This is a genomic window from Paratractidigestivibacter sp., assembly GCF_052362415.1.
GTDB lineage: Bacteria > Actinomycetota > Coriobacteriia > Coriobacteriales > Atopobiaceae > Paratractidigestivibacter.
In genome coordinates, this window is sequence record NZ_DAWEMK010000052.1 from 1 (window position 1) to 2,268 (window position 2,268).

A 2,268-nucleotide genomic window follows, 5' to 3' on the forward strand; every position below is an offset into this window, starting at 1 on the left:
GAGGTCCTCGACAACGTCTTCGGCGCGCATGCCCCGAGCTCGTCTCGCAGGCCCCGGCTCGAGGTCCCGAGGGACGCGGGGTTCGGGGACGTCGCCGGCGGGCACGGCATGGAGTCGCTGCTCGACGCCTGCGAGGAGAAGATCGCCGCGGCGCTCGGGCGGATGCTCGCGGGCGACATCGAGGCGCGCCCCATAGATGCCCACGCCTGCGACTACTGCCCGGTCCTCAACTGCGAGAAGAGGTGCTCCAAGTGACGAGCCAGAACACACCGGCCGCCCCGGCCGTCGACCTGTCCGGCCTGAACGAGGGCCAGGCGAGGATCGCGCGCACGCTCGACGCGCCCCTCTTCGTCGAGGCGGGCGCCGGCTCCGGGAAGACCTTCACCCTGACCCAGCGCGTCGCCTGGGCGCTCTCCCCGGGGTCGGGCCCCGACGGAGCGCCCTTCATCGACGACCTCGGCCAGGTCCTCGTCATCACCTTCACCGAGGCCGCCGCGCGCGAGATCCGCGAGCGCGTGCGCTCGACGCTGCGACGCGTGGGGATGCAGGAGGCGGCGCTCAGCGTGGACGACGCCTGGATATCGACCATCCACGGGATGTGCTCGCGCATCCTGCACCGCCATGCCCTCGACCTCGGGCTCGACCCCGATTTCCGGGTCGTCGCCGGCTCTGAGCAGGACGGCATCTACTTCCGCGCCATGGACACGGTCATGCGCGGGGCGCGCGACGACGCGCGCCTGCGCGAGGCCGTCGCGTCTCTCGGCACGGGGACCTGGTCTCCCGATTCCGGGTACTCGAGCGCCATGGGCGTCGTCGACGGCGTCCTCAGGGCCTCCAAGGCGCTGCCGGGCGGCATCGGCTCGCTCAGGTGCGCCGAGCCGTCGGAGGGCTGCGGAATAGACGCCCTCATGCGCGAGCTCCTCCTTCGCATGGAGGAGCTCGGGGCCGAGAAGCTCTCGGCCTCGGCGGCGTCGAAGGTCGGGCCCGCGCTCGAGGCCCTGCGCGGCTTCGACGCCCTCGCGCCCGGCCAGAAGGACGCCGACGCCGCGCTCGAGGCGCTCGGCCAGGTCGCGCTCCCGCGCTCCTCCAAGGCGATCGCCGATAAGCTCAAGGACGTCAAGGAGGCGCACGCCCAGGCCCTCGCCGAGGCGTACTTCCTCAGGTCGAGGGGGCACGCTGAGGCCTTCCTCGAGCTCGCCCGCAGGCTCGATGCCGAGTACTCTAGGGCAAAGCTCGAGGCCGGCGCCTGCGACAACGACGACCTCGTCCAGCTCGCCTACGCCGCAGTGCGCGACGTCGAGGCGGTGCGCGCCGACTACGCGGGGCGCTTCCGGCTCGTGATGGTCGACGAGTTCCAGGACACCGACGACACCCAGCTCGCCTTGATCGAGCTGCTCTCGGGCGAGGACGGCCGGCACCTGTGCACCGTCGGCGACGCCCAGCAGTCGATCTACCGCTTCCGCGGCGCGGACGTGGGGGTCTTCTACCGGCGCGGGGAGGGCGTCGCCGACTCCGGGCGCGTCCGGCTGGACACGAACTACCGCAGCCACGGCGACATCCTCAAGTTCGTAGAGCGCGTGAGCCGCGGCAACTCCGCCCCCGGCCTGGGGACGGGCGGCGGCGCGCGGGGCACCATGGCGCCCGGAGCCTTCATGCACCTCGACGACTGCCCGACGCGCAAGGACGCCTACCGCGCGGCCGACCTTCCTCGCATCGACGTCGAGGTCGTCCGCGGCAAGGGCGCCTCGGGATACGCGACCAAGCAGCAGGCGGCCACGCTCGCCTCGCAGGTCGCCGACGCCCTCGTGCGCTATCGGGACGCAGGCGAGCGCCCCGGCGACATGGCCCTGCTGCTCGGCGTGACCTCCAACGCCGCGCTCTACATCGACGCGCTCCGCTCCCGTGGGCTGGAGTGCGTGGTCACGGGCGGCTCGACGTTCACGAAGGCCCCCGAGGTCAAGGTCGTCTGCGCGCTTCTCCACACGCTGGCCAACCCCGCGGATACCCAGTCGGGGCTCTTCCCCTTGCTCGCGAGCGAGATGTTCGGCGCGGACGCCGACGACTTCTGCGAGCTCGGAACGAGGCGGCAGGAGAAGCTCGACGCCCCGACGAAGCGGCCGATCGACCAGGGGCTCGACGCCTTCGAGTTCCTGCCCGGCCACGTCCCCTCGGCGCGCCTCTCGCTCGCTCGCGAGGTGATCTCGCGCGCTCTCGAGGACGTGCGAACGATGCCGGTTGCGGACGTCTGCGCCCGCGCGGTGCGAGACT

2 protein-coding genes are annotated in these 2,268 nt (G+C 72.3%); both read left to right on the forward strand.

Features of this window, described 5'->3' with window-relative positions:
* The coding region (locus tag ACT84W_RS06480; RefSeq protein WP_444328615.1) for a hypothetical protein at nucleotides 1-255 on the forward strand (255 nt) is incomplete at its 5' end.
* Nucleotides 252-2,268 (forward strand): UvrD-helicase domain-containing protein (locus ACT84W_RS06485; protein ID WP_444328616.1); only part of this gene is annotated, 2,017 nt, incomplete at its 3' end. The genes ACT84W_RS06480 and ACT84W_RS06485, both read left to right, overlap by 4 nt.